The sequence below is a fragment of the Mesorhizobium erdmanii USDA 3471 genome, assembly GCF_000472705.1.
Lineage (GTDB): Bacteria > Pseudomonadota > Alphaproteobacteria > Rhizobiales > Rhizobiaceae > Mesorhizobium > Mesorhizobium erdmanii.
The window spans coordinates 58,160-83,464 of the sequence record NZ_AXAE01000029.1 but is presented as its reverse complement, the minus strand read 5'-3'; the positions used below and the strand labels follow the sequence as shown (position 1 = coordinate 83,464).

Annotated in this window: 29 protein-coding genes; 14 read left to right on the top strand and 15 right to left on the bottom strand. The window is 61.6% G+C overall.

What is annotated here, in order from left to right; genetic code table 11:
* Positions 1-177: transposase family protein (locus A3AU_RS1000000138225; RefSeq protein WP_245235398.1), on the bottom strand; the 177-nt coding region annotated here is incomplete at its 3' end.
* A gap of 115 nt (positions 178-292) precedes the next feature.
* The gene (locus tag A3AU_RS0123105; protein ID WP_027054992.1) at positions 293-637 is read right to left on the bottom strand and encodes a RidA family protein; all 345 of its coding nucleotides are present in this window, start codon (positions 635-637) and stop codon (positions 293-295) included.
* Between the two features lie 222 nt (positions 638-859).
* Here A3AU_RS0123105 and aztA point away from each other — a divergent pair, with 222 nt between their 5' ends.
* The 4 genes from aztA to A3AU_RS0123085 all read left to right on the top strand — a co-directional run bounded on the left by aztA (position 860) and on the right by A3AU_RS0123085 (position 3,985).
* Entirely contained in the window at positions 860-1,687 is an 828-nt protein-coding gene (gene aztA / locus A3AU_RS0123100; protein ID WP_027054991.1) for a zinc ABC transporter ATP-binding protein AztA, read from the top strand.
* A complete protein-coding gene (gene aztB, locus A3AU_RS0123095; protein ID WP_027054990.1) occupies positions 1,687-2,562 on the top strand; it encodes a zinc ABC transporter permease AztB in 876 nt (291 codons plus the stop codon). Before aztA ends, aztB begins: the two co-directional genes overlap by 1 nt.
* A 27-nt stretch (positions 2,563-2,589) precedes the next feature.
* Positions 2,590-3,525 (top strand): zinc ABC transporter substrate-binding protein AztC, encoded by a 936-nt coding sequence (aztC, locus tag A3AU_RS0123090; protein ID WP_027054989.1) that lies wholly within the window; start codon positions 2,590-2,592, stop codon positions 3,523-3,525.
* A 121-nt stretch (positions 3,526-3,646) separates the two neighbouring features.
* A complete protein-coding gene (locus A3AU_RS0123085; protein WP_027054988.1) occupies positions 3,647-3,985 on the top strand; it encodes a protein tyrosine phosphatase family protein in 339 nt (112 codons plus the stop codon).
* A 380-nt stretch (positions 3,986-4,365) separates the two neighbouring features.
* Here the strand turns inward: A3AU_RS0123085 and A3AU_RS0123080 are convergent, their stop codons facing one another.
* Positions 4,366-4,833, bottom strand: a complete 468-nt coding sequence (locus tag A3AU_RS0123080; protein WP_027054987.1) for an Lrp/AsnC family transcriptional regulator — start codon at positions 4,831-4,833, stop codon at positions 4,366-4,368.
* A 137-nt stretch (positions 4,834-4,970) separates the two neighbouring features.
* On the opposite strand from A3AU_RS0123080, the gene hppD reads away from it, so the two are divergent.
* Entirely contained in the window at positions 4,971-6,083 is a 1,113-nt protein-coding gene (gene hppD / locus A3AU_RS0123075; RefSeq protein ID WP_027054986.1) for a 4-hydroxyphenylpyruvate dioxygenase, read from the top strand.
* Positions 6,084-6,136: 53 nt separating this feature from the next.
* Here the strand turns inward: hppD and A3AU_RS0123070 are convergent, their stop codons facing one another.
* The 5 genes from A3AU_RS0123070 to hmgA all read right to left on the bottom strand — a co-directional run bounded on the left by A3AU_RS0123070 (position 6,137) and on the right by hmgA (position 10,280).
* Positions 6,137-6,679 carry a DinB family protein gene (locus tag A3AU_RS0123070; RefSeq protein ID WP_027054985.1) on the bottom strand — a complete coding sequence of 181 codons (543 nt, stop codon included), beginning with the start codon at positions 6,677-6,679 and terminating at the stop codon, positions 6,137-6,139.
* Entirely contained in the window at positions 6,676-6,942 is a 267-nt protein-coding gene (locus tag A3AU_RS0123065) for a hypothetical protein (RefSeq protein WP_027054984.1), read from the bottom strand. The genes A3AU_RS0123070 and A3AU_RS0123065 overlap by 4 nt, the downstream gene beginning before the upstream one ends.
* Before the next feature lie 14 nt (positions 6,943-6,956).
* Positions 6,957-7,970, bottom strand: coding sequence for a fumarylacetoacetate hydrolase family protein (locus tag A3AU_RS0123060; RefSeq protein ID WP_027054983.1), 1,014 nt, complete (start codon positions 7,968-7,970; stop codon positions 6,957-6,959).
* Between the two features lie 130 nt (positions 7,971-8,100).
* Entirely contained in the window at positions 8,101-8,955 is an 855-nt protein-coding gene (locus A3AU_RS0123055; protein WP_027054982.1) for an MBL fold metallo-hydrolase, read from the bottom strand.
* Between the two features lie 11 nt (positions 8,956-8,966).
* Positions 8,967-10,280 (bottom strand): homogentisate 1,2-dioxygenase, encoded by a 1,314-nt coding sequence (gene hmgA, locus A3AU_RS0123050; RefSeq protein ID WP_027054981.1) that lies wholly within the window; start codon positions 10,278-10,280, stop codon positions 8,967-8,969.
* 100 nt (positions 10,281-10,380) lie between these two features.
* On the opposite strand from hmgA, the gene A3AU_RS01000000135910 reads away from it, so the two are divergent.
* The 4 genes from A3AU_RS01000000135910 to A3AU_RS0123030 all read left to right on the top strand — a co-directional run bounded on the left by A3AU_RS01000000135910 (position 10,381) and on the right by A3AU_RS0123030 (position 13,208).
* On the top strand, positions 10,381-10,869 hold the full coding sequence (locus tag A3AU_RS01000000135910) for a MarR family winged helix-turn-helix transcriptional regulator (RefSeq protein WP_051355444.1): 489 nt from the start codon (positions 10,381-10,383) through the stop codon (positions 10,867-10,869).
* 101 nt (positions 10,870-10,970) lie between these two features.
* Positions 10,971-11,609, top strand: a complete 639-nt coding sequence (locus tag A3AU_RS0123040; protein ID WP_027054980.1) for a lysophospholipid acyltransferase family protein — start codon at positions 10,971-10,973, stop codon at positions 11,607-11,609.
* A complete protein-coding gene (locus A3AU_RS0123035) occupies positions 11,606-12,556 on the top strand; it encodes a phosphatidate cytidylyltransferase (RefSeq protein WP_027054979.1) in 951 nt (316 codons plus the stop codon). Before A3AU_RS0123040 ends, A3AU_RS0123035 begins: the two co-directional genes overlap by 4 nt.
* Positions 12,557-12,563: 7 nt before the next feature.
* Positions 12,564-13,208 (top strand): CDP-alcohol phosphatidyltransferase family protein, encoded by a 645-nt coding sequence (locus tag A3AU_RS0123030; RefSeq protein ID WP_027054978.1) that lies wholly within the window; start codon positions 12,564-12,566, stop codon positions 13,206-13,208.
* A 32-nt stretch (positions 13,209-13,240) separates the two neighbouring features.
* On the opposite strand, the gene tdh is transcribed toward A3AU_RS0123030, so the two are convergent.
* Together tdh and A3AU_RS0123020 are read right to left on the bottom strand one after the other, a co-directional pair.
* The gene (gene tdh / locus A3AU_RS0123025; RefSeq protein WP_027054977.1) at positions 13,241-14,275 is read right to left on the bottom strand and encodes an L-threonine 3-dehydrogenase; all 1,035 of its coding nucleotides are present in this window, start codon (positions 14,273-14,275) and stop codon (positions 13,241-13,243) included.
* A gap of 52 nt (positions 14,276-14,327) precedes the next feature.
* Positions 14,328-15,515: a glycine C-acetyltransferase gene (locus A3AU_RS0123020; protein WP_027054976.1), complete on the bottom strand. Its 1,188-nt coding sequence runs from the start codon at positions 15,513-15,515 to the stop codon at positions 14,328-14,330.
* Positions 15,516-15,824: 309 nt separating this feature from the next.
* Between A3AU_RS0123020 and A3AU_RS0123015 the strand changes: the two genes are divergently transcribed.
* The 3 genes from A3AU_RS0123015 to A3AU_RS1000000140785 all read left to right on the top strand — a co-directional run bounded on the left by A3AU_RS0123015 (position 15,825) and on the right by A3AU_RS1000000140785 (position 18,708).
* Positions 15,825-17,894 (top strand): putative bifunctional diguanylate cyclase/phosphodiesterase, encoded by a 2,070-nt coding sequence (locus A3AU_RS0123015; protein WP_027054975.1) that lies wholly within the window; start codon positions 15,825-15,827, stop codon positions 17,892-17,894.
* A gap of 74 nt (positions 17,895-17,968) precedes the next feature.
* Positions 17,969-18,583, top strand: a complete 615-nt coding sequence (locus A3AU_RS1000000136935) for a polysaccharide deacetylase family protein (protein WP_245235551.1) — start codon at positions 17,969-17,971, stop codon at positions 18,581-18,583.
* Positions 18,580-18,708 carry a hypothetical protein gene (locus A3AU_RS1000000140785; RefSeq protein ID WP_272481097.1) on the top strand — a complete coding sequence of 43 codons (129 nt, stop codon included), beginning with the start codon at positions 18,580-18,582 and terminating at the stop codon, positions 18,706-18,708. The genes A3AU_RS1000000136935 and A3AU_RS1000000140785 overlap by 4 nt, the downstream gene beginning before the upstream one ends.
* An 18-nt stretch (positions 18,709-18,726) precedes the next feature.
* On the opposite strand, the gene A3AU_RS0123005 is transcribed toward A3AU_RS1000000140785, so the two are convergent.
* Positions 18,727-19,125: a MarR family winged helix-turn-helix transcriptional regulator gene (locus tag A3AU_RS0123005; RefSeq protein WP_244277831.1), complete on the bottom strand. Its 399-nt coding sequence runs from the start codon at positions 19,123-19,125 to the stop codon at positions 18,727-18,729.
* A 146-nt stretch (positions 19,126-19,271) separates the two neighbouring features.
* Between A3AU_RS0123005 and A3AU_RS0123000 the strand changes: the two genes are divergently transcribed.
* Complete coding sequence (locus A3AU_RS0123000; RefSeq protein WP_027054973.1) at positions 19,272-19,679, top strand: hypothetical protein; 408 nt, start codon at positions 19,272-19,274, stop codon at positions 19,677-19,679.
* Positions 19,680-19,887: 208 nt separating this feature from the next.
* Here A3AU_RS0123000 and A3AU_RS0122995 read toward each other — a convergent pair whose 3' ends face one another.
* On the bottom strand, positions 19,888-21,933 hold the full coding sequence (locus A3AU_RS0122995) for an oxidoreductase (protein WP_027054972.1): 2,046 nt from the start codon (positions 21,931-21,933) through the stop codon (positions 19,888-19,890).
* 59 nt (positions 21,934-21,992) lie between these two features.
* Here A3AU_RS0122995 and queF point away from each other — a divergent pair, with 59 nt between their 5' ends.
* Positions 21,993-22,454, top strand: coding sequence for a preQ(1) synthase (queF, locus tag A3AU_RS0122990; RefSeq protein ID WP_027054971.1), 462 nt, complete (start codon positions 21,993-21,995; stop codon positions 22,452-22,454).
* 8 nt (positions 22,455-22,462) lie between these two features.
* Here the strand turns inward: queF and A3AU_RS0122985 are convergent, their stop codons facing one another.
* The 3 genes from A3AU_RS0122985 to A3AU_RS0122975 form a co-directional block, all read right to left on the bottom strand.
* Entirely contained in the window at positions 22,463-23,071 is a 609-nt protein-coding gene (locus A3AU_RS0122985; RefSeq protein ID WP_027054970.1) for a YqhG/Tai3 family protein, read from the bottom strand.
* A 4-nt stretch (positions 23,072-23,075) separates the two neighbouring features.
* Positions 23,076-23,555 (bottom strand): DUF3828 domain-containing protein, encoded by a 480-nt coding sequence (locus tag A3AU_RS0122980; RefSeq protein WP_027054969.1) that lies wholly within the window; start codon positions 23,553-23,555, stop codon positions 23,076-23,078.
* 85 nt (positions 23,556-23,640) lie between these two features.
* On the bottom strand, positions 23,641-25,290 hold the full coding sequence (locus tag A3AU_RS0122975; protein ID WP_027054968.1) for an ABC transporter substrate-binding protein: 1,650 nt from the start codon (positions 25,288-25,290) through the stop codon (positions 23,641-23,643).
* Positions 25,291-25,305 lie beyond the last annotated feature (15 nt).

The following is a 25,305-nucleotide window of genomic DNA, read 5'->3' as shown; positions in this document are numbered from 1 at the left end:
CGACAGCGCTTGCTTGCGCTCTTGCGCGAACAGCGAGAACTCCGTCGCATTGGTCGCGCCGCACAGGCTCGCCGCGATCATCATCACGATCAGATCACCGAGCCGGTGCGTGGCGTTGGCAGCACGCGGATCAGGAACCGAGCCGAAATAGCTCTCAAGGCTGGAAATGGCAGTCACTCCTCAGTGGACTGCCTTCCCAAAGAATCCCTTCTCACACCAACTTCAAGCGCAAAATCGCCATATGCGATTCCCCTGCCCCTCGGGGGGAGATTGGCAGTTCCGGCGCCGCGCTTTAGATCGCTGCCGTGATAATAATCTCGACCAGATATTCCGGGCCGGCGAGCTTGGCTTCGCCGGTGGCGCGGGCGGGGGTGTGGCCCTTCGGCACCCACTTGTCCCATTCCGAATTCATCTCGGCGAAGGTTCCCATGTCGGCCAGCCAGATGATCGCCTGAACGATCTTGGTCTTGTCGGTACCGGCCTTGGCCAGCAATTCGTCGATGGTCGTCAGGATATCCCGGGTCTGCGACGCGACATTGCCGCCGGGCTCGCCGACCTGGCCGGCCAGATAGACGGTGTTGCCATGGATGACGATCTGGCTCATGCGCGGGCCAACATCGATACGACGAATGCTCATGGGAGATTTCCTTCCTGTTATGTGTGGCGCCTGTTTAGAGTCGCGGTTCGCATCGGGCAAGGCCGCCGGGGCCAAATCCCCTTGGACCAGTGTGCAAGTGACTCGCGGCAAGTTGAGCCGCCGGTCGTAATTCCGCCCGATTGGCTTGTTGACTAATGTAATAACATCACATATCCAATCGACCCCTGCCCGCCGTTGGTTTCGCGGCCCCCTCGGAACGACATGACCCAGACCTGCCTGACATTCCGTGATCTGACGCTGGGCTACGGCAGCCACCCGGCGATCCACCATCTCGACGGCGCGATCCGCAAGGGTTCGTTGACCGCCGTGGTCGGCGCCAACGGGTCGGGCAAGTCAACACTGATGAAGGGCATTGTCGGCGTGCTGAAGCCGATGGCCGGCGAGGTTGTTCGGGCGCCTGGCGTGCGCGCCGCCTACCTGCCGCAACAATCGGAACTCGACCGCTCTTTCCCGGCCCGCGTCGTCGACCTCGTCTCGCTCGGCCTGTGGCCGAAGCGCGGTATGCTCGGCCGCTACACGGCTGAAGATCGCGCGGCAGTCAGCCAGGCGCTGATGGCGGTCGGCCTTGGCGGCTTCGAGAAGCGGCCCATCGACACGCTGTCGGGCGGCCAGTTGCAGCGCACGCTGTTTGCCCGCGTGCTCTTGCAGGATGCCGATCTGATCCTGCTCGACGAGCCGTTCAACGCGGTCGATGCCAAGACGGTCGGCGACCTGATCGCGCTCATCAAGCGCTGGCACGGCGAGGAGCGCACCATCATGGTCGTCGTCCATGATCTTGATCTCGTGCGCCAGAATTTTCCGGAGACGCTGCTTCTGGCCCGCCAGCCGGTCGCCTGGGGCGAGACGCGGGAGACGCTGAAGCCGGAAAACCTGTTGCGCGCCCGTCGTTTTCACGAAGCCTGGGAGGAAAACGCTCCCTGGTGCGAGCCGGACGAGCACGCTCATGATCATGCCCATGGCCACGATCATAACGGGCATGATCATGAAGGCCACGATCACGACCATAGCGCCGGCCCGAGGGCTGCCTGATGGACGCGCTGTACGGTCTTTTCATCGCGCCCTTCGCCGATTTCGGCTTCATGCAGCGGGCGCTTTTCGGCTCGCTGATGCTGTCGCTCGGCGCCTGCCCGATCGGCGTCTTCCTGATGCTGAGGCGCATGAGCCTGTCGGGTGACGCCATGGCGCATGCCATCCTGCCGGGCGCCGCCGCCGGCTTCCTGTTCTACGGGCTGGAAATCCTGCCGATGACCATTGGCGGCCTGGTCGCCGGCATCATCGTGGCGCTCGGCGCCGGTGCCGTCTCGCGCTTCACCATCCAGCGCGAGGACGCCTCGATGGCGGCCTTCTATCTGATTTCGCTCGCCATCGGCGTGCTTATGGTGTCGATCCGCGGTTCCAGCGTCGATCTCATGCATGTGCTGTTCGGCACGGTGCTGGCGCTCAACAACGAGGCGCTGATCCTGATTGGCGGCATCGTCGCGGTGACGCTGGTCAGCCTCGCCATCTTCTGGCGGGCGCTGGTCGCCGAATGCCTCGATCCGCTGTTCCTGCGTTCGGTCAGCAAGATGGGCAGCCCGGTGCATTTCATCTTCCTTGGCCTCGTCGTGCTCAATCTCGTCGGCGGTTTTCAGGCGCTCGGCACGCTTCTGTCGGTCGGATTGATGATGCTGCCGGCGGCCGCCGCCCGCTTTTGGACCGTGCGTGTCGAGCCGATGTGCGTGCTGGCCGTGCTGATCGGTTTTGCCTCCTGCATCGCCGGGCTGCTTTTGTCCTACCACGCCTCGCTGCCGTCCGGTCCGGCCATCATCCTGTCGGCCGGCGTCGTTTACTTCGCCTCGATCCTATTCGGCACGCGCGGCATTCTGCGCGCGCGCATTATCCATAACCGTCACAGAACGGCCTGATCCCCGCCCCCAAAGGAGACCTGACCCATGCTGAAATCGATCCGTGCCGCCCTAGCCATGAGCGTTATAACATTAAGTGCCTTTGGCGCGTCATCGGCCTTCGCGGCGCCGCTGAAAGTGGTCGCCAGCTTCACCGTCATTGCCGATTTCGCCAGAAATGTCGGCGGCGACCGCATCGATGTGACGACCATCGTCGGACCGGATGGCGACGCCCATGTCTATGAGCCGAGCCCGGCCGACGCGGTCGCCATGGCCAAGGCCGACATCGTGCTGGTCAACGGCCTGCATTTCGAAGGCTTTTTGCAGCGGTTGGTCGATGCCAGCGCCACCAAGGCCTCGATCATCACCTTGACCAAGGGCGTGACGCCGATCGACTTCAAACCTGAATTCGCCGACGCCGACGCGGCCGAAGGCACCGGCGGCGGCAAGACGGTCACCGATCCGCACGCCTTCCAGTCGATCGCCAATGCCAAGATCTATGTGAAGAACATCGCCGAGGCGTTCTGCGCCGCTGATTCCGAGGGCTGCGTCAGCTACCAGACCAATGCCGCCGCCTACACCAAGAAGCTCGACGCGCTGGAAGGCGAAGTGAAGGCCGCGATCCAGTCAATTCCGGAAGCCAAGCGCGTCGTCATCACCTCGCACGACGCCTTTGGCTATTTCGAACACGAATACGGCCTGACCTTCCTCGCCCCGCAAGGCATTTCGACCGATTCCGAACCGTCGGCCGCCGATGTCGCCAAACTGGTCGAGCAGGTCAAGCAGGACAAGGCCGCGGCCATCTTCGTGGAAAACATCACCAACCCGCGCCTGATCGAACAGATCGCCAGCGAGACCGGCATCAAGGTGGGCGGCACGCTCTATTCGGATGCGCTGTCGCAGCCCGATGGCCCGGGCTCGACCTATATCGACATGATGCACAACAACATCCGTCAGATCAAAGGTGCGATCCTCGGCAGCTGATTGGCTCATTCCATCCGGTCCGGGCTGGTAAAAGCCCGGCCGGATTTTACCTGACGGGTGTTGCCGGTTCTGCCGGAGAGTGGCAAGACTCCTCGACAAACCAGATTGCGAGGATGCTGCCATGGAATACCGCGAAATCAGCGAGGACTATTCGGTCTCCGGCCAGATTCAGCCCGAAGATGTCGCCGCCATCAAGGACGCCGGCTTCAAGAGCGTCATCTGCAACCGGCCGGACGATGAGCAGCCCGGCCAACCTTCGGCCAAAAGCATTGGGTCGGCGGTCGAAGCCGCCGGCCTCGCCTTCCGCTACATCCCCGTCATCAGCGGCCAGATCACCGCCGAGAATGTCGAAGACCAGGCCGAGGCGCTCGACGCCCTCGAAGGCCCGGTCTTCGCCTATTGCCGCTCTGGGGCACGCTGCACGAACCTGTACGGACTGATCCAGCAGTCGAAGGGTTGAAGAGCCAGAGCAACTCCAATGCGACTGGCCGATTCAACTCCGTGCACCTCTACCTTTGATGGATTCAAAGTAGAGCAACGTCATAAATAGACTGATTAACGTTCCCCGTGCAGCATCATTTCCCTCTGCCACCAGATATGCAAAGAAGCTTCCTATTATAAGGTACACAAAAGACGCCATCACATTTCTAAAGGAAATTCTCGCACCAATCGGCTTTATGTATCCGATCACTATAGCAATTGGAGGAAAAATATAGATGGATTTTGGTATAAGGTAAACGGCGACGAGGATCGTCGCCAATATACCGGCAGATATCGATAGAGACAACAACATATAGTGTCGCGTTGATTTTCTTTCCATGTCGTATCCTGTATCTACAATCAAATCGGCAGCGCGCCAGTTTCCTTCAGCGTCTCCAGCACGATCGCCGTCTTCACATGCTGCACGGATTCGTGCGGCAGCAGCACGCCGTTGACGAACTCCGACAGCGACTTCAGATCGGGCGTCACCACCTTCAGGATGTAGTCCATCTCGCCGGTCAGCGCGTGCGCCTCCTGGACTTCCGGCAGTCGCGCCACCAATTCGCCGAAGCGTCGCGCATTGTCGCGGTTGTGGGTGGCCAAGGTCACCGAGATGACGTTGACCAGCGAGAAACCGAGCCTGTCGCGGTCGAGCACGGCGCGATAGCCCTTGATGTAGCCGTCTTCCTCCAACCGCTGGCGGCGGCGCGAGCATTGCGATGCCGACAGGTTCACCCGCTCCGAGAGATCGTTGTTGGTCAGCCGCGCATCCCCCTGCAGAAGCGCCATTATCTTGCGGTCAAACTGGTCAATGCGCGTCTCATCCATGGTTTTCTCTCTCAGCATGCATGCTTTGCGCATGAGATGACCATTTCAAGCGTTTGAATGCAAGCACCATGCAGCGCCTCCGCGCTATGATGGCGTCAGATGGGCCTTTCAGGCCAAGCCAGCTTTGGAGGATTATCATGGGTCCCTTCCCGCACGACGCCCCGCCCGCCAGGATCAGCAAGGACAATCCCGCCGGCACCGACGGTTTCGAGTTCGTCGAATTCGCGCATCCGGAGCCGCAAAAGCTCGCCGAACTGTTCACCCGCATGGGTTATGTGGCGGTGGCCAGGCATCGCACGAAAGACATCACCGTCTGGCGTCAGGGCGACATCAATTATGTCGTCAACGCCGAGCCGGGCTCGCACGCGATGAAGTTCGCCGACAAGCACGGCCCGTGCGCCGCCTCGATGGCCTGGCGGGTGGTCGATGCCAAGCATGCATTCGACCACGCCGTCGCAAAAGGCGCCACGCCTTACCAAGGTGGCGACAAGGCGATCGACGTGCCGGCCATCGTCGGCATCGGTGGTTCGTTGCTCTATTTCATCGACAGCTACGGCAAGAAGGGCTCGGCTTACGATGCCGAGTTCGAATGGCTTGGTGCACGCGACCCGCGGCCGCAAGGCGTCGGCTTCTATTTCCTCGACCACCTCACCCACAACGTCTACCGCGGCCAGATGGACAAGTGGTGGGATTTCTACCGCAACCTGTTCGGCTTCAAGCAGATCCATTTCTTCGACATTGACGGCAAGATCACCGGGCTGGTCAGCCGCGCCATCACCTCGCCCTGCGGCAAGATCCGCATTCCGCTGAACGAATCCAAGGACGAGACCAGCCAGATCGCCGAATATCTGAAGAAGTACAATGGCGAGGGCATCCAGCACATTGCGGTCGGCACCGACGATATCTACGCCGCCACCGACAAGCTCGCTGCCAACGGGCTGAAGTTCATGCCCGGCCCGCCGGAGACGTATTACGACATGTCGTATGCCCGTGTGAACGGCCATGACGAGCCGATCGAGCGGATGAAGAAGCACGGCATCCTGATCGACGGTGAAGGCGTGATTGACGGCGGCATGACAAAGATTCTTTTGCAGGTCTTTTCGAAAACCGTGATCGGGCCGATCTTCTTCGAATTCATCCAGCGCAAGGGCGACGAAGGCTTTGGCGAAGGCAATTTCCGCGCGCTGTTCGAATCGATCGAGCAGGACCAGATCAAGCGTGGGGTGATCAAGGTTCAAGCGGCAGAATAAAGTTCAGGTCGGGCGGGTTTGAGCGTGGCCCTTTCGCGGGCCATGCCTCGATGTCAAATTTTGAGCCCCAGCCGCTCGACCTCTTTCTCCCTCAGCTTCAAATCATAATCGAGTAGGAATTCATCCAGCTGCGGTGGCGCGACCGATGTGCCGGACAGCATCGCGTGCACCTGGCCGCGATGGTGGATGTCGTGCAGGAAGACATGGGCGAGGATGTCGCCGATCCTTTCCGGAATCATGCTGTCCTCGCGACGATCGGTGACGACGCGGCGGTCAAGATCGGCCTCTGAGAGCTTGTCGCAAAAGGCGATCAGCCGCCGGTCGGCCGCGACCTGGGCGGCAAAAAGCGCATGGGGTCCGTCGATCGGCACGAAATCGTCAAAGGCAGCGGCACCGACGCCGCCCTCTTCGAGAAAATCGAGATAGAGATAGTCGACCGCCAGAACGTGGTTGAGCGTCTCCTTGATCGATGGGAAGAAACTGGTGCGCTCGGCTTCGAATTCGCCGGGCTCGAGCGCGAGCACGGCACGATAGAGCCGATCGTTCGACCAGAGATTGTTACCGGCCATGCGGCGCAGATGATCAAGCAGATTCATCTCGTCATCCCCCTGACCGCACCAGATGCAACCAGCAACAGCCAGTTCATGCGCCGACGCACGGCCTGCGTCTCCTCATCCCGCACCACATTCGTGTTGGTGATGGTGTGGAATATCATCGCCTTGCGCGGGTCGCCGCCGCGGTTGGGGAGACCGGGTGAGCGCGCCTCGATGCCGCAGCTCAGATGGATGGCCAGGATGAAGACGGCCAGCATGGCAATGGGCCAGACGCCCGCTAACGGATAGAAGGCCCCGCTCGTCATTAGGTTTCCCCCCGTTATGCCTGGTATTTCTCGACCTTCTGCTCGATGGCGCCGAAGATCGAATGGCCTGATCTATCCTTCATCTCGATGCGCACCGTATCGCCAAAGCGCAGAAACGGCGTCTTGGGTTCGCCTGACTCGATGGTCTCGATCATGCGCAATTCCGCAATGCAGGAATAGCCTGCGCCGCCTGCCGAGACCGGCTTGCCCGGGCCGCCGTCGAGCTTGTTGGAGACCGTGCCGGAGCCGATAATCGTGCCTGATACCAGCGGCCTTGTCCGGGCGGCGTGCGCGATGAGCGCCGGAAAATCGAAGGTCATGTCAATGCCGGCATTGGCGCGGCCAAAGGGTTTGCCGTTGAGATCGGCAAGCAGCGGCAGACTGACTTTTCCGCCATCCCAGGCATGGCCCAGTTCATCTGGAGTTACAGCAACGGGAGAGAAGGCGGAGGACGGTTTCGACTGGAAGAAGCCGAAGCCCTTGGCCAGTTCCGGCCCGGTGAGTGCACGCAGCGTCACGTCATTGACCAGCATGACCAGCCGGATCGCGGCGCGGGCCTCATCGAGGCTGGCGCCCATAGGCACGTCGTCGACGATGACGGCCACTTCGGCCTCCATGTCGATGCCGAAGGCTTCGTCCGCCATGCGGATGGGATCGCGCGGCGCAACGAATGAATCCGAGCCACCCTGGTAGATCAGCGGATCGGTCCAGAAGCTCGCCGGCATCTCGACGCCGCGTGCTTTGCGCACCAGTTCGACATGGTTCACATAGGCCGATCCGTCAGCCCATTGATAGGCGCGCGGCAGCGGCGAATGCGCATCGTGTTCGTGGAAGCGAGCCGACGGCACCGCATTGTTCTCCAGCGATTCCGCTATGGTCGCGAGATGCGGCGAGATCCTGCGCCAGTCGTCGAGTGCGGCCTGCAGCGTGCGTGCCAGGAACGAGGCGTCGGTGTACTGCGTCAGGTCGCGCGAGACGACAACGAGCTTTCCGTCGCGTGTCCCGTCCTTCAATGTGGCAAGCTTCATGCGTCTCCCTCCTGATGCGGCTTTGGCACCGCTTTGCTTTTTGTCTTGCGAATGATCTCCGAACAAACGGAACCGTTTGTTCGAGAAAACCGGTTCCCACTTTTCGCTGAAGTGGTCCTTCGGTTCGGGATCATGCTAGCTCCACAACAAGGCCGTCGCGGGCGATCGTCAAGTCGCCGGCCCATGTTTTCCTGACAGCAGCGATCCAATCCGCCTCGCCGATCCCGGGATCGTCGGCGGGAATGAGGTGGTTGAGCACCAGTCTCTTCGCGCCGCCATCCCTGGCAATGCGCCCTGCCTCTTCGGCAAAGCTGTGGCTGGCAAGCAGATGTTCTCTGAGCCGCGCGCCATTGCCGGTCTTGGCGACCAGCCTTTCGATGCCTTCTTCCAGCATGGCTTCATGGACGAGAATGTCAGCCCCGGCGGTGAACTCGGCGAGCGGTGGAAAGAAAGCCGTATCGGCTGAAAAGACCACGCTTTTGCCGCCATGGTCGAAGCGCAGGGCAAAGCAGTCGGTCACTGGCGGATGATCGACGCGCAGCGCCATCACTTTCAGGCCACGCTGCTCGACAACCTCGCCTTCGCCGAATTCGCTGATCGAAACCAGTTCGCGAATATCAGGCCGGCCCTCGTCGACGATGCGTATCTCGATGTCGAATTCCATCGCCTGGCAGAAGCGCCGCCAATAGTGGCCGGTGCCAGGCGGGCCGAATACTGCAACCGGCGCCGCCAGACCCGCCGTCCAGGCGGTGTGCAGCAAAGGGCCCAGTTCCAGCACATGGTCGGAATGCAGATGCGTGATGAAGATCAGGTCCAGCGCCTTCAGGCTGATGCCGGCATCGACCACGCCGCGTGTCACGCCAAGTCCGCAGTCGACAATGATGCACCGCCCACCGATCTCGAGCAGCGATGAACTCGGCCACGGCCCGCCCGGCCGCAGCGCCGGGCCGCCCTTCGAGCCCAACAGCACCAACCGGTCCGGCATTGGCTTGCCGCTCAAGACCAGTCGCCCTCGGGCGTGCCGTTGAAGCGCTTCTTCAGATCGGACCAGCAGTCGATGTAATTGTCCTGCCGGGTTTCCAGTTCGGCGCCGTATCGGGTCAGCATCTGCGGGAAACGCGTCTCGAACATGAAGGCCATGGTGTTGTCGAGCTTGACCGGTTTCAGCTCCGCGCGCGAGGCCTTTTCGAAGCCAGGGGCATCCGGACCGTGGGCCAGCATGAGATTGTGCAGGCTGATGCCGCCAGGCACGAACCCCTCTTGCTTTGCATCGTACTGGCCGTGGATCAGCCCCATGAACTCGCTCATTATGTTGCGGTGGTACCAGGGGGGGCGGAACGTATCTTCGGCCACCAGCCAGCGCGGCGGGAAGATGACGAAGTCGATGTTGGCGGTGCCCTCCTCGCCACTTGGCGCGGTGAGCACGGTGAAGATCGACGGATCGGGGTGGTCGAACAGAATGGCACCGACGGGCGAAAACGTCGCCAGATCATATTTGTAGGGCGCGTAATTGCCATGCCAGGCGACGACATCGAGTGGCGAGTGTCCAATCTCGGTGAGATGGAAATTGCCGCACCATTTCACCACCAGCCGGCAGGGCGTTTCCTTCTCCTCGAACCAGGCGCAGGGCGTCTTGAAGTCGCGCGGGTTGGCCAGGCAATTGGCACCGATCGGGCCGCGGTCGGGCAAGGTCAGCTTGGCGCCGTAGTTCTCGCAGACATAGCCGCGCACTTGGCTGTCGATCAGTTCGACCTTGAAGACAAGGCCGCGCGGCAAAACGGCGATCTCGCCGGGCCGAAGCTCGATGACGCCCATTTCGGTAACCATGCGCAAGGCGCCGACCTGCGGCACCACAAGCAACTCGCCGTCGGCATTGAAGAAATGATCGTCGACCATCGATGTGTTGGCGACGTAGACATGGGCGGCCATGCCGCTCTGCCCGAGCACGTCGCCGGCGGTTGTTATCGTCCGCATGCCGGCGATGAAGTCGGTCGGCTCTTTCGGCATCGGCACCGGGTTCCAGCGATACTGGCCCAGCGCCAGTTCGTGGTCGCCGACATTGGGAGCGGTCTTCCACAAGGGATAGTTCGCCGCCTTGAAGCGGCCAGTGTGTTTGACGCTCGGCCGGATGCGATAAAGCCAGGAGCGTTCATTGGTGCCGCGCGGGGCGGTGAAAGGCGAGCCCGAAAGCTGTTCGGCATAGAGGCCATAGGCCGGGCGCTGCGGCGAGTTCCGCCCCTGCGGCAGCGAGCCGGGCAAGGTTTCGGTCTCAAAATCGTTGCCGAAGCCCGGCATGTAGGAAAAGGCCATCGCTTCCTCCTCGCGAAATGCTTGACCAAATTGGTTTCATTTGTAACCATCGAAAATGTAACTATCAATGCCGCGAGCCGGCATTTGTCGATGAATGGCCATGCAACCGGAAATCCTGGAACTCGAAAACTTCCTCCCCTATCGGCTCTATCGCCTGGCTGACGATGTGAGCCGCGAATTTTCCCGAATCTACAAGGACAGTCATGGACTGACGCGGCCTGAATGGCGCACGCTTTCCGGGCTCGGCCAGCGCGGCACGATGACGGCGACAGAGCTTGGCGAACAGTCGGCCATGCACAAGACCAAGGTTTCGCGTGCAGTGGCCGAGCTCGAACGGCGACGGTGGCTGACGCGGACGCCTGGCGAGAACGACCGCCGCGTCGAGCATTTGACGCTTACCAGAGCGGGCCTTGCCGCTTATCGTGAGATGGTACCGTTGGCGAAGGCGTTCGAACAGGCCTTGCTGGCAAAGTTGAGCGTCAACGAACGGGCCTCTATCGTCAAAGGCGTCTTGTCGCTCGAAATCGCATTGGATAGGAGGCAGCGGCCGTCGGCGGAGGAGTATAAGACGCCCGCTGGGAAGGGGTAGCGCGTACAAGCAGTTATGGTCTCGCGATCCTGCTTGTCCTGGGGAGGGGTTTTTCGCCAGCTGTCAGCTGGCGGATCATCCATGAACGAATTGGGGGATGGATGAAGTCGCTGATTGCGAAGCCGGTGGCCGTGGTCGTCTTGCTGTTCGCCCGCGCGATCACCGCTGTGCGGCCGTTCTGGCACGAAGGCAGGCTACCTCGCCGTCGCTCGATCTTCTTTGCCAACCACTCCAGCCATGGGGATTTCATCCTGATCTGGGCTGTTCTGCCGCCGCGCCTGCGTCGGCGGGTCCGTCCCGTAGCCGGCGCCGACTACTGGCTGAAATCAAGACTCAGAAGCTTCATCGGGCGTGACGTTTTCAATGGCGTCCTGATCGATCGCAATCGCGACGGACGCACGATGGATCCTGTCGAGAGTATGGGCGAGGCAATGAAGGAAGGCTCTTCGCTGATCCTCTTCCCGGAAGGCACGCGCAACCAGTCCGATGCGTCCTTGCAGCCATTCAAATCCGGCCTGTTCCATTTGGCGGCATTGCATCCGGACTTCGAATTGGTACCGGTATGGATCGCCAATCTCAACAGAGTGATGCCGAAGGGGGAATTCGTGCCTATCCCGTTGATCTGCACGGTGACATTCGGCGAACCAATGCACCTGGCTGATGGCGAGGAGAAGGATATGTTTCTCGAGCGGGCACGGGAAGCGCTACTCGCGCTGGCGCCGAAAAAGGCTGTTGAATGAGCTCAACCCAATTCGACATGATGGTTCTCGTGCTCGGCGTCTGCGGGATTCTGCTCGTGGCCTCTTTCGTGGGCTATGTCCTTGAGCGACGCTTGTCGCCAGACGGCTCGAATTCGGTCATTGAGAACCTCAACGCCCGCATCAATGCCTGGTGGGTGATGGCTATTCTCATCGCCATGGCATTCGTCGCCGGGCGTATCGGCGTTCTGCTCCTTTTCGGCTTCTGTTCCTTCGCCGCTCTTCGCGAGTTCGTGACGCTGACCAATACGCGGCGTGCCGACCACTGGGCGCTGGCCACGGCGTTCTTCGTCGTACTGCCGTTGCAATATGTCCTGCTCTGGATCGAGAATTACGAAATCTTTTCCGTTTTCATCCCGGTCTACGCCTTCCTGTTGATGCCCATCATCTCGGCGGTGCGGGGCGACACGCAGCACTTCCTGGTTCGAATCGCGGAGGTGCAATGGGCCCTGATGATCTGCGTCTTTTGCGCCTCGCACGTGCCGGCTCTTCTGACGTTGCACATTCCCGGCTACGCGGGTCGCAACGTGCTTTTGATAGCCTTCCTTGTCATCGTCGTTCAGCTGAGCGATGTGCTGCAATATATCTGGGGGAAGATGATCGGACGCACGAAGATCGCACCAAGGCTTTCGCCGTCCAAGACTGTTGAAGGTTTCCTCGGCGGCGTTGCCTGCGCCAGCCTCGTCGGCGCCGGTCTGTGGTGGATCACGCCGTTCTCTCCGCTTCAGGCCGGCGCGATGGCCTTCCTGATCACGTTGATGGGCTTTTTCGGCGGCCTCGTGATGTCGGCTATCAAACGCGACCGCGGCGTCAAGGATTGGGGCCATCTGATAGACGGCCATGGCGGCCTGATTGATCGGCTGGATTCAGTGGTGTTCTCTGCTCCGATCTTCTTCCACCTCACGCGTTACTTCTGGTCGCCAGGATGAGACAGCGATGAACACAGGCGATCGCAGACCCCTTGCAAGCCGTGACACGCGCTGGGCCCAGGCAACGGCCAGACGTCTCGCAGGACTGTCGGTGACCCCCAACCAGATTTCGCAGGGCAGTATCCTCGCCGGCGCGCTGGCCGGCACCGCCTTCTGGCTTGGCGGGCAGAGCGACGGCATGGTGCGTTTGCTGCTCTTGCTGGCCGCTGCGCTGTTCTGCCAACTTCGCCTGCTGTGCAACCTGTTCGACGGCATGGTCGCCGTGGAAGGCGGCAAAGCATCCGCCGATGGACCGTTCTGGAACGAGTTCCCGGACAGGATCGCCGACATCGCCATCATGGTTGGAATAGGCTACGGCATCGCCATGCCTGGCCTTGGCTGGGCAGCCGCCTGTTTTTCGGTTCTCACCGCCTATGTGCGGGAACTGGGGCGGGCCAACGAAGCACCGAGCGACTTCTCCGGCCCGATGGCCAAGCCGCATCGCATGGCCGCTGCAACCATCGCTGCATTGCTGTCTTCAGTGGAATTTCTTTGGAATGGCCGCAACGAGGTCCTGACGCTCGCGCTCGCTGTCATCGCGATCGGCTCCGCCGCAACTGCGCTGCGCCGCGCCTGGCGACAAGTGCGATGGCTGAAAACCAGGCGGCTCTAAGGCTTCTCCTGGCTAGGGTTGCCTGGACCAGTCTACCAATCCATCACCACCTTGCCCGAACTGCCGCTCCTCATCGCATCAAAGCCCGTCTGGAAGTCGTCGATACCGATGCGGTGTGTGATCAGCCCGGAAACGTCCAGCGGGCCTTGCACCAGCGCGATCATCTTGTACCAGGTCTCGAACATTTCGCGGCCGTAGATGCCCTTGAGATGTAGCATCTTGAAGATGACCTTGTTCCAGTCGATCTCGAAGCCGGTCGGCGCAATGCCGAGAATGGCGATCTTGCCACCATTATTCATGGTGTCGATCATGTCGCGGAAGGCGGGGGCGGCGCCCGACATTTCGAGGCCAACGTCAAAACCTTCGGTCATACCGAGCGCCGGCATGACATCGCGCAGCCTTTCCTTCGAGGCGTCGACGACATGCTGGACGCCGAGCTTTTTGGCCAATGCCAGCCGCACCGGGTTAATGTCGGTGATGACCACCTTGCGCGCGCCGACACATTGCGCCACCAGCGCGCCCATGATTCCGATCGGTCCGGCGCCGGTGACCAGCACGTCCTCACCGACCAGATCGAAGGACAACGCCGTGTGGACGGCGTTACCGAGGGGATCGAAGATCGCGGCGATGTCGTCGGGCACGTCGTCGGGGATCGGCACGACGTTGTGCTGCGGGATCGCCAGATACTCGCCGAAGGCGCCGGGCCTATTGACGCCGACGCCGAGCGTGTTGCGGCACAGATGCCCTCGCCCGGCCCGGCAGTTGCGGCAATGGCCGCAGACGATGTGGCCTTCGCCCGAGACGCGCTGGCCGACCTTGTACTCCGTCACCGCCGCGCCGAAATCGGCGACAGTGCCGACGAACTCGTGGCCGGTAACCATCGGCACCGGCACCGTCTTCTGCGCCCACTGATCCCAATTGTAGATGTGGACGTCGGTGCCGCAGATCGCGGTCTTGCTGATCTTGATCAGCACGTCGTTGGGGCCGATCTCCGGCACCGGCACCTCTTCCATCCAGATGCCCGGTTCGGCCTTGGCCTTCACCAACGCCTTCATCATGTTCGACATTCTCTTGTCCCTTGAATCTCTTGATCCGGAATCGCTTTTCGACGCCAGCCGCTCAGGAAATGACGCCCAGTTCCCTGCCGACCGCGCCAAACGCATCAACCGCACGGTCGATGTCGGCGCTGGAATGCGCCGCCGACATCTGCGTGCGGATGCGCGCCTGTCCCTTCGGTACCACCGGGAAGGAGAAGCCGATGACATAGATGCCGCGCTTCAGCATGCGCGCCGCCATCTCCTGCGCCAGCGTCGCCTCGCCCAGCATCACCGGAATGATCGGATGATCGGCCCCGGCCAGCGTGAAGCCAAGTTTGCCCATTTGCGCCCGGAACCGCGCCGCATTCGCATAGAGGCGTTCGCGCAAGGCGTCGCCATTGCGGACTAGCTCGAATACCTTGATCGAGGCGCCGGCGATCGCCGGCATCAGCGTGTTGGAAAAGAGATAGGGCCGCGAGCGCTGGCGCAGCCAGTCGACCACTTGCCGCTTGCCTGACGTGTAGCCGCCGGAAGCGCCGCCAAGCGCCTTGCCGAGCGTGCCGGTGATGATGTCCACCCTGCCCTCGACACCGCAATGCTCGGCCGAGCCGCGGCCGTTCTTGCCGACGAAGCCAACTGCATGGCTGTCATCGACCATGACCATGGCATCGTATTTGTCGGCAAGGTCGCAGACCCCTTTGAGGTTGGCGATGATACCGTCCATCGAAAACACGCCGTCGGTGGCGATCAGCCGGAAGCGGCAGTCCTTCGCCTCCTTCAACCGCGCCTCGAGATCGGCCATGTCATTGTTGGCGTAGCGGAAGCGCTTGGCCTTCGACAGCCTGACACCGTCGATGATCGAGGCGTGGTTCAGCGCATCCGAGATGATGGCGTCCTCCTCCCCCAGCAGCGTCTCGAACAGGCCGCCATTGGCGTCGAAACAGGAGCCGTAGAGGATGGTGTCCTCGAAGCCGAGGAAGGACGAGATCGTCGCCTCGAGTTCCTTGTGTTCCTCCTGCGTGCCGCAGATGAAGCGTACCGACGCCATGCCGTAGCCGTATCGGTCGAGCGCCTGGGTGGCCGCCTTGCGCAGCACGGCGCTGTCGGCGAGGCCAAGATAGTTGTTGGCGCAGAAATTCAGCACTTTCTCGCCGCCGACCTCGATCTCGGCTGACTGCATCGAGGAAATCACCCGCTCGGACTTGTAGAGGCCAGCGGATCTCAGCCCGGCAAGCTCGCCGTCGATATGGGAGAGAAATGCTGCGCTCATGATCAGGCCTCGTTTGACGTGGGCAGACTTTCGTCCCGCCCGCGCAAAAAATCCATCGCAAAAGCGACCGGATCGGGTGGCCGGACAGCATCAATCGAGACACCACCGGCGTCGCCCAAGCGACAACCCGGAGAGACACCGACCAATGAATGATCAAATACGAGCCGGCGGCGCAACGAGCCGATAACCATTTCGCGATCTTTCAGCCGCTCCCCTTTGCCGGCCGGCTGTCGGTTTCCAGTCCTGTTAACGTTTGCAGTTCAATGGTGCTCATACAGGAATCCGTTGGCGAGAGGGCCGCCCCCCGACATGTCGCAGCAGCCGGTGCAGACCGTTTCAGGCAAGCTTATTCTGCTGATCAAGGCCGGCTACTGGCTGGCGCTGCTGATCATTGCCGCCATGGTGGCGGCCTCCTTCGTGCTGCTGCAGCAGACGATGGCCACGCAGCAACACAACCACACCTTGCTCGATATCGTCGGCACGCAGAAGACGTTGTCGCAGCGCATCGTCTTCCTGGCCAGTGAAACGGGGGCAGCTTCGCGAGACAAGCAGCCGGCGCTGGTGAGCGCGCTCAAGCAGGCGACGGCCGAGTTCGAGACCAACTACGATCTGCTGCTCAAGCAGACCGGCGCGGATCCGCAATCGCCAGCCAGGCTCGATCCGAAGTCGATCGAGAGCGTGCTTTTCGCCAAGCCATTCCATCTCGACTATTTCTCGGTCGGACTGATCGCCAATGGCGATCGCCTGATCTCAGCCCTGGAATCACGACTCAATCTCGACAATGATGGCTACAAAGGCGGTGCCGAACGCGTCAACCTCGATGCCTCGGTCGCCAACGCCACCTTGTCGGGCTATGCGGCACTTGGCCAGCGCATCAGCGCCGAAGCCGACGAACGTTCCGAAAAGCTGCTCGCCCTGCACCGCACGCTGTTCTACGCCACCCTTGGCGTCATCCTGCTGGTGGCGCTGTTCATCTTCAGGCCGATGTCCAACGCGATCCTGCGCAAGACGCGTGAACTGGTCGAGGCACGCAATTCGATGGCCTTCATCGCTGTTCACGACGGATTGACCGGCCTGCACAACCGCACCTTCCTGACCGACCATTTCGAGACGCTGATCAAGGGCGCGCACCGGCGGCGCGAACGCCTGGCTGTCGTCCAGCTGGACCTCGACCGCTTCAAGCAGATCAACGATACGCTTGGCCACGCCGCCGGCGACTATGTCCTGGTCGTCACGGCACAGCGCATGCGCGATTCCTGCCGGGCGTCGGATCTGTGCGCTCGGCTCGGTGGCGACGAATTCGTGATGATCCTCAACGGAGCGGGCAGCACCGAAGACATCAACATGCTCGCGCGGCGCATCCTGGCGCACATCAACGAGCCGATCGTCTTCCAGGGCACCACCATTCTTCCGGGCGCCAGTGGCGGCATCGCCGTCTATCCGATCGATGCCGACAATGCGCAGGACCTGCTCGTCCACGCCGACCTGGCGCTCTATTCCGCCAAGAAGATGGGGGGCGGCAACTTCTCGTTTTTCTCGGAAGAGCTGCGCCGCGAGCTCGATTACCGCAAGCAGCTCGAGCATGACATCAAGGTCGCCATCTCGGAAAAAGCGTTCCAGGTCTACTTCCAGCCGCAGGTCTCCCTGACCAACGGTAGCATAAGCGGCATCGAAGCCCTGGTGCGATGGAACCACCCCGAGCGCGGCATGATCTCGCCGGGTGAGTTCATTCCGGTCGCCGAGAAATGCGGCTTCATGCCGGAGATCGGCCGCATCGTGATCAGCAAGGCGATCAACGAAGCCGCCGAGTGGAACCGTGCCGGGATCGCCTTCGGACGCCTTGCCGTCAATGTCTCGGGCACCGAGCTGCGCGAGCACGATTTCGACGCGTTTCTGTTCGAGACGCTGGAGAGGGCCGGTCTGCCGCCGCAGAAACTGTCCCTGGAAATCGTCGAATCCGTCATCCTGGACGACGAGAAGACAGGCATCGCGGCGAAGCTGCGTCACATCCGGGCCGCCGGCGTGCATCTGGAACTGGATGATTTCGGCACCGGCTATGCATCGCTCAGCCACGTCAATCCTAACGAGATCGACCGGCTCAAGATCGACCGTCGCTTCGTTCAGAACATCCATGAGAATGGCGACAACTCGAAGATCGTGCGCGCCATCACCGAGCTTGCCCGCGGCCTCGGCATTTCCATTGTCGCGGAGGGTGCTGAAACCGAGGCCGAACTCGACTCGCTGATGGCGATCGGCTGCGACCAGGTACAGGGCTATTCCATCGCCTTCCCGATGCCGCAAGACAAGGCGCTGGAGTGGCTGACCGCCCGCATGCCGAAGAAAGCCAAACTTCGGGTCCTGCAGGGCAGCCTGACATAGGCAGAGCCCGCTTGGCTTGACAACCAGTCACCGAAATGGCGGGCTGTCGTGATCGCAAACGGATACAGCGGCTTATGACATTCTTTAGGTTTGTCCTGGCGGCCATGCTGATGTCCGTGTTGCCGGCCCATGGGGCGGATCGCACCATCTATCTCACCTTCGACGATGGCCCGCTGAACGGCACCAGCAACATCCTCGACGTGCTGGTGGCAGAACAGGTTCCGGCAACGCTGTTCATGGTCGGCATGCATGCCGAGGCCAGTGCGTCCAGCAAGGCCCTGCTGCGGCGCGCCAAGGCGATGCCGCTGGTGACGATCGGCAACCACAGCTACAGCCATGCCTACAATCACTACCGGCACTTCTACAGCGACACGGAAGGGGTGGTTGCCGATATGCAGATGGCCAATGCCGTGCTGGGCCTGAAGCCCGCGGTGCATGCACGCCTGCCCGGGCGCGATGTGTTCCGGCTGCCTTCGATGTCAAAGAACGACAATTCGCTCGGGCAGGCGCAAGCCGGCCGCGAGGATCCCGACTACGAGTTTTTCGCCGCTTCCGGCTTCTATCTGTATGGCTGGGACCATGAATGGGTGCACAAGGACAGCGGCGAGCCGGTACAGAGCGTCGACCATCTGGTCAGCGAGATCGATCACCTGTTCGGCTATGGCCGTTTGGCAAGCCCGGCAAGATGATCCTGTTGATGCATGACGAGATGTTCCAGGACGGTTTTGACGGCAAGACGAAGCTCACCGACCTGATCACGGCGCTGAGGCTGCGCCATTACGCTTTTGGAGCGATCCCGGGCTATGACAATTGAGCCAATCGTCTAAGTTTCCTAGGCCCCCACATTGTCCCGCAATATGGCCAGAACCTGTGCGAACTCGGCCAGACGCTCGTCCGGCAGTCCCGTGCGAAGTCGCTTGTCGAAGATAAGGGCGGCCTGGCGCAACGTCTCGAAAAGCGCTTCTCCGGCTTCCGTCAATTCGACCAGATGCACCCTTCGGTTGACCGGATCGCGGCGGCGCGTCAGCAGACCTTGCCCCTCCATGGCGTTGAGATGGTGCGTGAGCGTCGCGCCCTGGATGCCGATCATGCCGGCGAGTTCGCGCTGATTCGCCAACCCGTTCGACTTGACCGACAGCAGCGTCAGCCAGACCGGCAAGGTCCCTCCTGCTTCAACCAGAGCGGCATCGAAGGCCTGGGCGACAAGCTTGGCGGTACGACCGAGATTCATGCCGACTGGCGGGCGTTCAAAGGGTGTCATCGCCGGACACTAGACGGTGTTTCCCATGGATGGAACAGGCTCCAATTTATACATTGACATCTAATAGTTAGACATCTAACTGTTGGGTCAACAGCAACCTAGAGAGGAGAGCCGGCATGCAATATGTCTACATCGTGGTCATTGGTCTTCACGTCATGGCTGGGGTGTTCTGGGCAGGCACGACCATTACGCTCGCCCGCGATCCCGAGATCAAGGCGGAGCGGTTCATCCAGCCGCAGATGGGCTCGGCCGGCATGGTTTTCTTCACTGGGGCGCTGCTGTGGTATTTCTTCCACGGCGCCTATTTCGGCTCGATGGAAATGGTGCTGGCGCTTGGCATCCTGGCCGCTTTCGCCGCCGCCGGCGTGCTCGGCGCCATGGTCAGGGCGCCCAGCCGGCGACTTGCCGGCGCCAATGCGGACCTCGAAACGCAACTGCGCGCCAGAATGGCCATGGGCGAACGCTTCGCCGCATGGTTGCTGGTGGTCACGGTGCTGTGCATGGCGATCGCCAGGATGATCTGATCACCCCAAGCTCACAGATCGCACGTTGTCAGGCGACGAGCCATGACGTGCGGGCGCACGGCCAGGCCCCGATGTACACGGGCTCTCGTACAGAGAGGTCAGGCCGGCGCCACCAATTCTGTCAATTACGGCCACGACCTTCTCGCCTGATGCATCCAACATCCAGATCATCACGCCGTTCAATATGCCAACCTGAGCAGGCAGCGGTCTAGATCCGCAAACCGAACCTGATCCCATCATAGATGGCGGCATGGATGTTGCGCGAAGCGACCGCATCGCCGATGCGCAACAACACGAAACCGGCACCCGGATTGCGCGCCGGAAAAATGTCGCCACCGCCGACCAGACGTTCATAGTCGATCGCGCCGCCATTCTTCGAAAGCGGTTTCAGGGCGAGGTAGAGATCGTCGAGCGGCGCCGTGCCGTGTTCGACCACCACCTGGTCGACCCTGCGCTCTCCGCGCCAGCCATCGGCGAAGTCGGAAGCGAGTTCGGCGACCAGTTGGTTGCCTTCGCGGCGCACCGAGCGCAGGCGCGTGTTGATGGTGATGGTGACACCCTTCTCCTGAAAGGCGCGCATATACGGAACATGGTTCATGCCGCCCATTTCCGGGGCGAAGAAACGCTCCGGCGAAACAAGTTCCAGCCTTGCGCCGCTGTTGGCGATCAACTCGGCCGCGCCCATGCCCTGATGGCCGCCATTGTCGTCATAGATCAGTACGTTTTCTGCCGGCTTGACGCTGCCGGCCATGATGTCCCAGCTCGAAGTCACCAAATTGTCGCCCGCCGTCAGTGGCGGGTTCTGGGGCAGGCCGCCGGTGGCGACGACGACCACATCCGGCGCCAGCGCCAGAACATCGTCCTGCTCGGCCCAGGTGTCGTAGCGGATCTCGACGCCGAGCCGGTAGAGCTCGGCGAGCCGCCAGTCGATGATGCCGATCAATTCCTTGCGGCGCGGATTCTGCGTCGCCAGGCGCACCTGACCGCCTGCCTGTGACGATGCTTCCAGGATCGTGACCCGATGGCCGCGCTCGGCTGCGACCCGCGCCGCCTCCAGCCCGCCGGCGCCGGCGCCGACGACGACGACTTTCCGCTTCGGCCCTTCGGTCCTGACGATGATGTGCGGAATCTCGGCCTCGCGGCCGGTCGCCGCATTGTGCACGCACAGCGCCTCGCCGCCTTCATAGATGCGGTCGAGGCAATAGGTGGCGCCGACACAGGGCCGGATCTCGTGCTCGCGGCCCTCCATCACCTTCTTGATGATGTGCGGATCGGCGATATGCGCACGGGTCATGCCGACCATATCGAGCTTTCCCGTCGCGATGGCATGGCGCGCCGTGGCAACGTCGGAAATGCGCGCCGCGTGGAAGGTCGGGAACTTTGTCGCCGCCCTTACCTCGCCGGCGAAATCGAGATGCGGCGAGGAACGCATGCCGGTCACCGGGATGACCTTGGTGAGTGCCGCATCGCTTTCGATCGAACCGCGGATGATGTTGAGGAAATCGACCTTGCCGGAGCCGGCCAGCCGCCGGGCGATCTCCACGCCCTCCTCCTTTGATAAGCCTTTCTCGAAATCCTCGTCGGCGACCATGCGGATGCCGACGACGAATTTCTCGCCGACCGCCGCGCGCACGGCATCCAGCACCATGTTGGTGAAGCGCAAGCGATTGTCGAGCGAGCCACCATACTCGTCGTCGCGATGATTGGTGGCCGGCGACCAGAAGCCATCCATCAGATGGCCGTAGGATTCGAACTCGATGCCGTCGAGGCCAGCGGCCTGGCAGCGCTGGGCGGCCGACGCATAGTCGGCGACGATGCGCTCAATGTCCCAGTCCTCGATGGTTTTCGGGAAAGCGCGGTGCGCCGGCTCGCGCACGGGCGAAGCCGAAAGCACCGGCAGCCAGTCGGCCTTATTCCAACCGGTGCGGCGGCCAAGATGGGTGATCTGGATCATCACCTTGCAGTCATGCTCGTGGCACGCCTCGGCAAGTTCGGAGAGCCATGGCACAATGCGGTCATCATAGACATGCAGATTGCCGAAGGCGGCGGGACTGTCGCGCGAGACGATGGCCGAGCCGGCGGTCATGGTCAGCGCCATGCCTCCCCTGGCCTTTTCCGCATGATAGAGCCGGTAGCGCTTTTTCGGCATGCCGTCCTCGGAATATGCCGGTTCGTGACTGGTCGACATCACCCGGTTCTTCAGCGTCAAATGCTTGAGCTGGTAGGGCTGGAGAAGCGGGTCGTTGCTTGTCATCGTCTTCCTGTGGTTCCAATTTGTGCTAATGAGCGCGGAAAAATCCCTAGGAAACCGCGATGATCGATACCAAAACCCTCACCCAGCTCGGCGCACATGTCGAGACGCCACAGAGCCCCGAACAAGCGGTCCTGGAGACCGTGCCGTTCACGCGCGGCGACGGGCCGCCCGCCATCGTGCGCTTCACCTGCCCGGAATTCACCTCGCTCTGCCCGGTTACCGGACAGCCGGATTTCGCCCATATCGTCATCGACTACGCACCGGATGCGGCTCTGGTGGAATCGAAATCGCTGAAGCTGTTCATGACCTCGTTCCGCAATCATGGCGCCTTCCATGAAGACTGCACCGTGATGATCGGCCGCCGCATCGTGACAGCCACCAAGCCGCTGTGGTTGCGCATAGGCGGCTATTGGTATCCGCGCGGCGGCATTCCGATCGACGTTTTCTGGCAGACCGGCGCGCCACCGGAAGGCGCCTGGCTGCCGGAAACCGGCGTTGCCCCCTATCGCGGGCGCGGCTAGCTCGACCATCATTCGCACTGATACTGGCTGAGCGCCCATTCGCCGGTCACCGACAGCAGATCCGATATCTTCCAGTCGCCGTCGACCTTCTTCAGCTTCCATTCGAGGCGGTGCTGATGGCCTTCGACGACGAAGGCGACCACCACCTTGGCCTGGTCGCCGTTCACGGCCTCGATGCTTTTCAGGCTCTTGTCGATCGCGAGCTTGTCGTAGTCGGCATTGTCGAGCGCCATGTTGGGGTCGAGGCATTCGCCCTGCCCCGACGCCCGCAGCGCATCGCTCTTGTCGAGCACGGCCTTGGCCGGATCGACGAAATTCTTGCGCTGGGCCGGATCGATTTCCAGCCCGAGATGTTCGTAGAACGGCTTGACCACCGCCGTCGGCGAGCCCGGTAACACCGGCGCGGCCGGCGTGGATGGCGGCCAGGCCGGGGGTGGCGTTGCCGGCTCCACCGCCTTGCCGGGTGGGTTCGCGGGCGTTGCGCCGTCGCCGCCCGGCACGGTCTGCGCCGGCGCATTTGCAGGCGGCGGACCAAGCAACCCCTGCGCCGAGGCGCCGTTCAGCCCTGCCGCAAGCATCGACAAGGTCGACAACGCCAGAGCGAGACAGCGCGGCATGGCATCACTCCGGCACTTTGTCGGGCATGCATTCCAAAGCGCTCAGCGTCCAGTTGCTGGTCTTGGAGGTGATGTCGGCGATCTTCCATTTGCCGTCGATTTTCTTCAGCGACCACAGCATTTCTCGTTTGGAATCATCGCCTTCCGAAAAAAGGTTGAATGTGGCCGTCACTTCGGCCGTATCGCCGTTGACCGTCTCGGCCAGCTTCAATGTCTTCGAAATCGTCTTCTGGTCGAAATCCTGCGCGTCGAGACCGGGATCGAAGTCGAGACAGGCGACCTCATCGGGCTTGTTCTTAATGGCCTTGTCGTTGAGGTCGAAGAGCTTGGTCACCGGCTCGGTGAAGCGGTCGCGGTATTGCTCGTCGCCCTCGAATTTTACTTCAGGCACATAAAAGAACTTGACGGCATTGGAGGCAGGCCCGGCCAGCGCAGCGGCAGGCAAGGCAATCGAAAAGACAGCGACAAGCACTATCGGTTTCATGCAGGATCTCCGGATTCGGCGGCAATACCACGGATCGTGCATACCGGCTTTTTTGCAGCTCATGAAGTCCCTGCGCCGCCGCCTTTCAGCCGTCCAGCCAGACGTTCTGGAGGTCCATCTCGAAGGTCTGGTGGACACCGTAGTTCTTCACCTTCTTGTTGGTATGGCTGTAGAGCTTCTGCCAGAACGGCTGGATGATGACGCCGGAGTCCTGCAGGATCTGCTCGACGTCCTTCATCACCTCCTTGCGCTTGGCGACGTCGATCAGCGAAAGCGCCTGCTTCAGCTTGGCGTCGAAGTCGGGATTGGAATAGGCCGATTCGTTCCAGGCCTCGCCGGTGCGATATCCCAATGCCAGCACCTGGACGCCGAGCGGGCGCATGTACCAGATGGTCATCGAGTAGGGATATTTGGTCCAGTCGTTCCAGAACGTCGAACCGGGCAGCACCGTGCGCTTCACCTTGATGCCGGCATCGCGCAACTGGCCGGCGATGGCGTCGCCGGTGTTCTTCTGCCAATCGTCCTCGATGGTGATCAGTTCGTGCTCAAAGTCGGCCTGACCGGCCTCCGCCATCAGCTTCTTGGCGCCGGCGGCGTCGCGCTCCTTCTTGGGCAGCGCATAATATTCAGGATGGATCGGGCTGACATGGTGGTTCTCGCCGACCGTGCCGCGCCCGTTATAACCGAGCTGCAATACGGCACTATTGTCGACGGCCATCTGCAGGGCGTTGCGGACGCGTTTGTCGTCATAGGGTTTGTGGGTGATGTTGGTGCGGGCAACGAGCGTCGTCGCCGTCGCAACCTCGGATTTCTCCAGCCCCATCTTGTCGAGAATATCGATGAAGTCGGCGGGCGATTCGAAATTGAGGTCGATCTCGCCGGACTCGAAAGCGTTCACCGTGGCGTTGAAGTCGGTGCCGTAGTCGATGAATTCGATGCTGTCGAGCGGCGCCTCGCCGCCCCACCATTTGCCATTCTCACGGCGCTTTACCACCGCCTTCGTACCTACAGCGTAAGAAACCAGTTCGAACGCTCCCGTGCCGATCGGTTTCTTGATCGGGTCGGCGCCATCGGCATCGAAATTGCGGTGCACGACAAGCGCTGGATAGTCGGTGAAGTTCGGGATCAGCGAAATGTCGGGCTCGCTGAGCTTCAGCTTGACCGTGTTGTCGTCAACCTTGGTGATCGCGCCGTCCCTCGCCTTGCCGGTCTTGGCGTCGATCAGCGCGCCGACGCGGGCGGCCATGGAATTGCCGGCGACGCCTTTCTCGCACCAGCGCGTCACATTGTGGACCACGTCGTCGGCGTTGAAGGCATCACCATTGTTCCAGGTGACGCCCTTGCGCACATGCAGCGTGTATTCGGTGGCGTCGTCGTTGATGTCCCAGCTTTCGAGCAGCACCGGCTCGAAGGTGAACTGCCTGGTGTAGCGGACCAGCGGCTCCAGCCAGCTGCGCGAAATGTTGGCGAGTTCCACCCAGTCGTAAGTGCGTGGGTCCTTCTGCGCCTTGACCGACATCGAGACGTGCAGCGTACCGCCCTTCTTCGGCTCCTCGGCCAGGGCTTGTTGCGGCGCGGCAAGACCGATCATGCCATAGGCCAGAGCCGTCGAGGCGCCAAAGGCGCTGGCCAGCGCCAGGAACTCACGCCGATCCATGCGGCCTGCACGCGTCTCCTGCGCCATCGCTTCGATGGCGCTTGGCACGCGATCGCCATTGCTTCTGAAAAGTGTCATTTTCTTCCTCCCTTA